At 51.7% G+C, this 7,147-nt stretch carries 7 protein-coding genes; all 7 read left to right on the plus strand.

What is annotated here, in order from left to right; genetic code table 11:
- Positions 1-14 precede the first annotated feature (14 nt).
- A complete protein-coding gene (locus QMG93_RS29235) occupies positions 15-1,154 on the plus strand; it encodes an acyl-CoA dehydrogenase (protein WP_281942848.1) in 1,140 nt (379 codons plus the stop codon).
- Positions 1,155-1,168: 14 nt separating this feature from the next.
- Positions 1,169-2,509, plus strand: a complete 1,341-nt coding sequence (locus tag QMG93_RS29240; RefSeq protein WP_281942849.1) for an acetyl-CoA carboxylase biotin carboxylase subunit — start codon at positions 1,169-1,171, stop codon at positions 2,507-2,509.
- Positions 2,510-2,526: 17 nt separating this feature from the next.
- On the plus strand, positions 2,527-2,739 hold the full coding sequence (locus QMG93_RS29245) for an acetyl-CoA carboxylase biotin carboxyl carrier protein subunit (protein WP_281942850.1): 213 nt from the start codon (positions 2,527-2,529) through the stop codon (positions 2,737-2,739).
- Positions 2,740-2,762: 23 nt separating this feature from the next.
- The gene (locus QMG93_RS29250; protein ID WP_281942851.1) at positions 2,763-3,671 is read left to right on the plus strand and encodes a hydroxymethylglutaryl-CoA lyase; all 909 of its coding nucleotides are present in this window, start codon (positions 2,763-2,765) and stop codon (positions 3,669-3,671) included.
- Between the two features lie 37 nt (positions 3,672-3,708).
- A complete protein-coding gene (locus tag QMG93_RS29255) occupies positions 3,709-4,491 on the plus strand; it encodes an enoyl-CoA hydratase (RefSeq protein ID WP_281942852.1) in 783 nt (260 codons plus the stop codon).
- A gap of 34 nt (positions 4,492-4,525) precedes the next feature.
- Complete coding sequence (locus QMG93_RS29260; protein WP_281942853.1) at positions 4,526-6,064, plus strand: acyl-CoA carboxylase subunit beta; 1,539 nt, start codon at positions 4,526-4,528, stop codon at positions 6,062-6,064.
- Positions 6,065-6,209: 145 nt separating this feature from the next.
- Positions 6,210-7,109, plus strand: a complete 900-nt coding sequence (locus tag QMG93_RS29265; protein WP_281942854.1) for a LysR family transcriptional regulator — start codon at positions 6,210-6,212, stop codon at positions 7,107-7,109.
- Positions 7,110-7,147: the final 38 nt, after the last annotated feature.

The following is a 7,147-nucleotide window of genomic DNA, read 5'->3' on the forward strand; positions in this document are numbered from 1 at the left end:
GGGGCGATGACATCATGCATTTTGATTTAACCGAAGAGCAAGCGCTGATCAAGACGATGATGCGTGATTTTGCAGAAGGCGAGGTGGCTCCGGGTGCAGATGAGCGGGATCGTACAAAGCAATTTCCGGAGGATGTTTTCGATAAATTATCGAAGCTGGGCGTTATGGGTCTGCCTTTTCCCGAACAATACGGCGGCGGGGGAGCGGATACGATAAGCTTTGCTATCGCGGTAGAAGAATTAAGCCGGGTATGCGCCTCCACAGGGATCACGTATTCCGCCCATATTTCGTTAGGCGGGGCGCCTATCCATTTATTCGGAACGGATGAGCAAAAGGAAAAATACTTAACCCCTCTTTGTACAGGCGAATACTTGGGCGCGTTTGGACTGACGGAACCGAATGCAGGTTCGGATGCAGGCGGAACCCAAACGACAGCGAAACGGCATGAGGATCAGTGGATCATTTCCGGTTCCAAATGCTTTATTACCAATGCAAGCTATGCCAAAAACTTGGCGCTCACGGCCGTAACGGATCGTTCCAAAGGGACGGATGGAATCAGCGCGTTTATCGTACCTACAGATGCGCCAGGCTTTATGGTCACAAGCAATTACGAAAAGATGGGTCTTCACGCCTCGAATACAACGGAGCTGGTTTTGGATAGTGTAGTTGTTCCCAAAGAAAATCTACTGGGAAAAGAAGGAAACGGATTTAAGCAATTTTTGGCGACGCTTGACGGAGGGCGAATCGGGATCGGGGCCATGGCCGTCGGGATCGCCCAAGGGGCATATGAAAAATCGCTCCAATATGCCAAAGTAAGAAAACAATTTGGCCACAGCTTATCCGCCTTTCAAGCTATCCAATTCAAACTGGCCGACATGGCCATGACGATTGAAGTAGCACGCAACATGGTGTATAAAGCAGCCTGGCTTAAGGATCAAGGAAGAGGCTTTAAGAAAGAAGCGGCGATGGCCAAATTATTCGCTTCGGAAATATGCATGAAGGTGTGCGACCAAGCCGTTCAGATCCATGGCGGGTATGGTTACATGAAGGAATACCAGGTGGAGCGGTTCTTCCGGGATGCCAAGCTTTTAGAGATCGGGGAAGGTACTTCGGAAATCCAACGAATGGTCATTGCACGCCAGATCGGCTGTTAAAGGGGATGGATTCTATGTTCAAAAAGATTCTAATCGCCAACCGGGGGGAAATTGCCTCCCGGGTGATCCGTACTTGCAAATCGCTGGGCATTGCCACCGTCTGCATCTACTCGGAAGCGGACAAGGAAGCCCCTCATGTCAAGATGGCGGATGAGGCCTACGGGGTGGGGGGGCCAAAAGTAGCGGAGAGCTACTTGAATATCGACAAAATTTTGGAGATTGCACATCTTTCCAAGTCGGATGCGATTCACCCCGGTTATGGCCTTCTCTCGGAAAATGCCGAATTTGCCCGCCGCTGCGAGGAAGCCGGTATCGTATTCATCGGTCCGTCGGCGGAGGTCATCTCCCGCATGGGCAGTAAAATCGAAGCGCGGAATATCATGGAAAAGGCAGGCGTGCCTGTCGTCCCCGGCATTTCCTATCCGTTGGCAGATGCGGAAGAAGCGGTGCAGGCAGCCGATCGTATCGGCTATCCGGTCATGCTCAAGGCTTCGGCCGGCGGCGGCGGGATCGGCATGCAGATCGTTCACAGCGAAGCGGAAATTCACAAAGCGTTCGAAGGGAACCGGAAACGCGCCTCCGATTTCTTCGGCGACGGGGCTATGTATATCGAGAAGGTTGTGGAAAATCCCCGGCACATTGAAATTCAGATTTTGGCCGATTCCCATGGGAATACCGTTTACTTATGGGAACGGGAATGTTCGATTCAGCGCCGCCATCAAAAGGTAGTGGAGGAAGCCCCTTCTACCTATTTGGATGAACTCACACGCGGCAAAATGGGAGAAGCGGCGGTAAGGGCGGCTAAATCTATCGGATACCGGAATGCGGGAACCATCGAGTTTTTGGTTGACGGGAACAAAAATTTCTATTTCCTTGAAATGAATACTCGTCTACAGGTCGAGCATACGATTACAGAAGAGATTACCGGCTTGGACTTGGTTGCAGAGCAGCTGCGAATTGCGGCCGGACATTCCTTGAATTTTGGTCAATCCGATGTGAAACGCGACGGTCATGCGATTGAAGTGCGGATTTATGCGGAAGATCCGAAGACGTTCTTCCCGTCCCCGGGAACGATTACGACGTTTTCCATACCCGAAGGACCGGGAATCCGCCATGAGCTCGCTGTACAGGAGGGCTCCGTGGTTACGCCTTTCTATGATCCGATGATTGCCAAGCTCGTGGTGCGTGGCACGGATCGCGACGAGGCGATGGACCGGCTTCAAGCGGCGTTAGCCCATTATCACGTTCAGGGAATCAAAACAAATATTCCGATGCTGCAGGAAGTGATCGCGCATCCCGCATTCCGTTCAGGCGATACGACAACGGGGTTCGTCGCCAAGTATTTACGATCGTAAAACAGGAGGTGATTCAGGTGAGCAAAATCGTGGCATTTATGGCGGGGAATGTATATAAAGTTTTGGTCAAGCCCGGGGATCAAGTCGAAGCGGGACAAGATGTGGCCATTTTGGAATCGATGAAAATGGAGATCCCGGTCACGATCAGTTCCGGTGGGACGGTAAAAGAAGTAAAGGTGAACGAAGGCGACTTTGTGGATGAAGGCGATTTATTGATCGAGCTGGATTAAAACGTATGCTGGGGGTCGGGGAGATGAACTGGCCGGCGAGTGTAACGATCAAAGAGGTTGGTCCGCGGGATGGATTGCAGAATGAGAAGGTCTTTGTTTCCACAGAAGATAAAATAGCTTGGATCAACCAATTGTCCGGCACCGGAATGAAGTCCATTGAAATCACTTCCTTTGTGAATCCGAAGTGGATTCCGGCGCTGGTAGATGCGGCTGAAGTTGCGAAAGGAATCGAGCGGGTGCCTGGTATCGTTTATTCGGCTCTCGTTCCGAATCGTCAAGGCCTGGAGCGGGCGTTGGAAGCCGATGTGGATGAAGCGGCCGTCTTTATGTCCGCCAGCGAAACTCATAATCACAAGAACATCAACAAGTCGATTGGCGCTACCTTTCCGATTCTAAGAGAAGTGGTGCAAGAGGCTCTTTCCGCAGGAAAGTCAGTCCGCGGTTACGTGTCAACCGTCTTCGGTTGTCCCTATGAAGGTCCTGTTTCCGTCGACGAGGTGATCCGGGTATCGGAAGCTTTGTTCGACATGGGGATAGGCGAGTTATCGCTCGGGGATACGATCGGTATTGCCAATCCTAAGCAGGTACAAGATGTATTGGATATTCTTTTAAAGCGTTTCGATGCCCGGAAACTGGCCCTGCACTTTCACGATACGCGAGGGACAGCGCTGGCTAATATTCTGGTGTCCATGGACATGGGGATCACGACGTTTGATTCGTCCGTCGGCGGTTTGGGCGGATGCCCGTATGCGCCCGGAGCGTCGGGTAATGTGGCTTCAGAGGATTTGCTTTACATGCTGGATACGATGGGAATTCAAACGGGGGTCCATCCGGAAAAGCTGCTCGCTGCGGCCCGTTTTATACAGGACAAGATCGGAAGAGCTTTACCAAGCCGTAATCTTCAGGTCGGCAGCTCGGACGAAAACGGATAAGCGGGCTCAGGGCTCGGTTCAGGGAAGGAGGGGGACTATGGAAAAAACTGTATTGTCCACCGGCATTGGAAACGGAATTGTGCTCATCACTTTAAACCGGCCGGAAGCCGCCAATGCGCTATCGATCAAGATGCTGGAAGAGTTGCGGGATGCGGTTGCGGCATGCAAATTTGACCGGTCCGTTCGCTGTATCGTGATCACCGGGGCTGGAGAGAAAGCCTTTTGCGCAGGTGCGGATTTAAAAGAGCGCGCGGGCATGGACATGAACCAGGTGCGCAGGACGCTTGCTTTGATTCGCGATTCCATCAATGAGTTGGAGTCTTTGCCCCAGCCGGTCATTGCCGCCGTGAACGGAGCCGCTTTTGGCGGGGGAACGGAGTTGGCGCTGGCCTGTGATCTTCGGATCGCCTCCGAGACGGCAACTTTCGCCCTTACGGAGACGTCGCTTGGGATTATTCCCGGCGCAGGCGGAACGCAGCGGCTGCCGAGGCTGATCGGGAAGGGGCGCGCCAAAGAGCTCATTTTCACCGCAAGAAAAATCGCTGCCGAAGAGGCAAGAGGCATGGGGTTGGTAGAGTATGTGGCACCGCCTGAAGCTCTTATCGATAAAGCGTTGGAAATCGCGGGCCGCATTGCTCGAAATGCTCCCGTCGCCGTGGCGCAGGCCAAGTTCGCCATCGATAAGGGATTTGACGCGGATCTGAGCACCGGGCTTGCGATTGAGCACAATGCCTATGAAGTCACGATTCCGACAAAGGATCGCCTGGAAGGACTGGAGGCATTCAAAAATAAGCGTTCCCCCATATTTAAGGGCGAGTAACAAGCATTTTGGGGATAAGGAGGAGGAATAGGAGATGTCTATGGACATAAAGCCGGAGGAGCTGCAGGAACGAATTTCACGGGTCCTCCAAGGGGGAGCGCAGTCTTATCATCAAAAGAATGCGGCGCAAGGAAAACAATTTGTCCGCGACCGTTTGAAGCTATTGTTTGATCCGGGCTTCGAGCTGGAGGATGCGTTATTTGCCAACTGCGCGGCAGAGGACCTTCCGGCGGATGGCGTGGTTACGGCGATTGGAAAGATCAACGGAAGAACCGTTTGTGCGATGGCCAACGATTCCACCGTCAAAGCCGGTTCTTGGGGATCGCGTACGGTAGAGAAGATCATTCGAATCCAAGAGACGGCCGAAAAATTGAGAGTGCCGTTGATTTACCTCGTGGATTCGGCAGGTGCCCGCATTACGGACCAGGTCGAGATGTTCCCCGGACGGCGTGGGGCCGGCCGTATTTTTTATAATCAGGTCAAATTGTCGGGTAAAATTCCTCAAATCTGCTTGCTCTTCGGTCCTTCGGCTGCAGGCGGGGCCTACATTCCGGCTTTTTGCGATATCGTGATTATGGTGGATGGGAATGCATCTATGTATCTCGGTTCCCCGCGGATGGCGGAGATGGTTATCGGAGAAAAGGTTACGTTAGAAGAAATGGGCGGCGCGCGCATGCACTGCTCTGTATCTGGATGCGGCGATGTGCTGGCCAAAAACGAAGAAGAAGCCATTTCGATGGCACGTCAATATCTGTCCTATTTTCCCGCTAATTTTTCCGAAAAACCGCCGGTTATAGAGGCAGCGGCACCGCAATCTTTTGAGAAATCGTTAGAAGAGCTCATCCCGTCCAATCAGAATGCCCCGTTTAATATGTATGACTTGATTGACCGGATTATTGACGAGGGATCATTCTTTGAAATCAAGAAGCTGTTTGCCGGCGAACTGATTACGGGATTGGCCCGAATGAACGGAAAACCGGTTGGGATCGTTGCCAATCAACCTCGAATTAAAGGTGGCGTGCTGTTTCACGATTCGGCGGATAAGGCGGCCCGATTCATTACCCTTTGCGACGCGTTTCATATCCCGCTTCTGTTTCTCGCCGATGTCCCCGGTTTTATGATCGGCACGAAGGTGGAGCGGGCAGGAATTATCCGCCATGGCGCGAAAATGATTTCCGCCATGTCCGAAGCGAGCGTCCCTAAAATTTCGGTGATCGTCCGTAAAGCCTACGGAGCGGGCCTCTACGCGATGGCCGGTCCTGCGTTTGAGCCGGATTGCTGTCTCGCCTTGCCTACGGCGCAAATTGCGGTGATGGGACCGGAAGCTGCGGTTAACGCCGTCTATGCTAACAAAATTGCCCAACTGCCTGAAAACGAGCGGGCCTCTTTTATCGAACAAAAGCGGGAGGAATATAAGCAGGATATCGATATTTACCGGCTGGCCTCCGAAATGATCGTTGACGGGATTATTCCGGCCAATTCGTTACGCGACGAGTTAGTGAACCGATTCGAGGCTTATTCGTCCAAGGCTGTCGTCTTCTCCGAGCGGAAGCACCCGGTATATCCGGTTTAATTCGCTGGCATTTCTGAACAGCACCATGCGTTTAGCGACGCACCGGTGCTGTTTTTTGCGCAGACGGCATATCATAGTCTTGAACCGGAAGAGAATGGTTTGGATACCGCTTTGCCTATAGGAAAAGGAGGCAGATCCGGATCAAATGGATATTAAACAGCTTCAATATTTTGCAGAGGTGGCCAAGCATAAAAATTTTACAAAAGCTTCGCAGGTCCTGTTTGTTTCTCAGCCATCCATCAGCAAAATGATCAAAAGCCTGGAAGACGAGTTGGGCGTTACTTTGCTTGACCGTTCCGAGAGGGAGGTTGTACTCACGGATACGGGAAAGCTGGTTAACGAGAAAGCTTTGAACATTTTGCAATTGCTGGAGGAGCTATCTTCTTCGGTTAATGAGCTGGTACAAGTACAAAAAGGAAACGTGAAAATGGGAATCATGCCTACAATCGGCGCACTGCTTTTCCCGAAAATCATTGCCGAATTCAAGAAGAGATATCCCGGAATTGAGATTCAAATGGTAGAGTACAGTGCGAAACAGGTAGAGACGCAGATGGAGCAAGGAAATATCGATTTTGGAGTCACGGTGCTGCCGGTGAACACTCGGCGGTATGGAACAGTTTCCTTATTAACTGAAGAGCTGGTTGTCATTGTAAGCCGTCAGCACTGGCTTGCCGGAAGAACATCCGTAGCTTTAGCCGAATTAAAGAATGAACCGTTTATTCTGTTCACCAAGGAATTCGCCCTTCATGACGTGGTTTGGCAGGCATGCTTGCAGGCCGGGTTCGAACCCGAGGTGGCTCATATGACCTCCCTGTGGGATTTCTGCTGCGAGATGGTGGCGTCTCAATTAGGAATTTCATTGATCCCCCGATCGATGGCCAGCCGTTTGCACCATCTTGCCGTGCATACCGTTTCGATTTCCCATCCACAGATGGTCTGGGAGCTGGCGCTTATTTATCCCAGGGATAAATACCTTTCCTACGCATCCCGGGAGTTTATTGCCTATATCCAGGCCAATCTGCCGAATCAACAACCGGGATTTTGAACAGATCCGCGTATATCGCGGATTTTTTGTTTGGTATA

It is taken from the genome of Paenibacillus tyrphae (assembly GCF_027925525.1).
Lineage (GTDB): Bacteria > Bacillota > Bacilli > Paenibacillales > NBRC-103111 > Paenibacillus_G > Paenibacillus_G tyrfis_B.

Bases quoted from the DNA above. Each gene is read 5' to 3' on its own strand.
- QMG93_RS29235 (WP_281942848.1), top strand. From the start codon at position 15: ATGCATTTTGATTTAACCGAAGAGCAAGCGCTGATCAAGACGATGATG.
- QMG93_RS29240 (WP_281942849.1), top strand. From the start codon at position 1,169: ATGTTCAAAAAGATTCTAATCGCCAACCGGGGGGAAATTGCCTCCCGG.
- QMG93_RS29250 (WP_281942851.1), top strand. From the start codon at position 2,763: ATGAACTGGCCGGCGAGTGTAACGATCAAAGAGGTTGGTCCGCGGGAT.
- QMG93_RS29255 (WP_281942852.1), top strand. From the start codon at position 3,709: ATGGAAAAAACTGTATTGTCCACCGGCATTGGAAACGGAATTGTGCTC.
- QMG93_RS29260 (WP_281942853.1), top strand. From the start codon at position 4,526: ATGTCTATGGACATAAAGCCGGAGGAGCTGCAGGAACGAATTTCACGG.
- QMG93_RS29265 (WP_281942854.1), top strand. From the start codon at position 6,210: ATGGATATTAAACAGCTTCAATATTTTGCAGAGGTGGCCAAGCATAAA.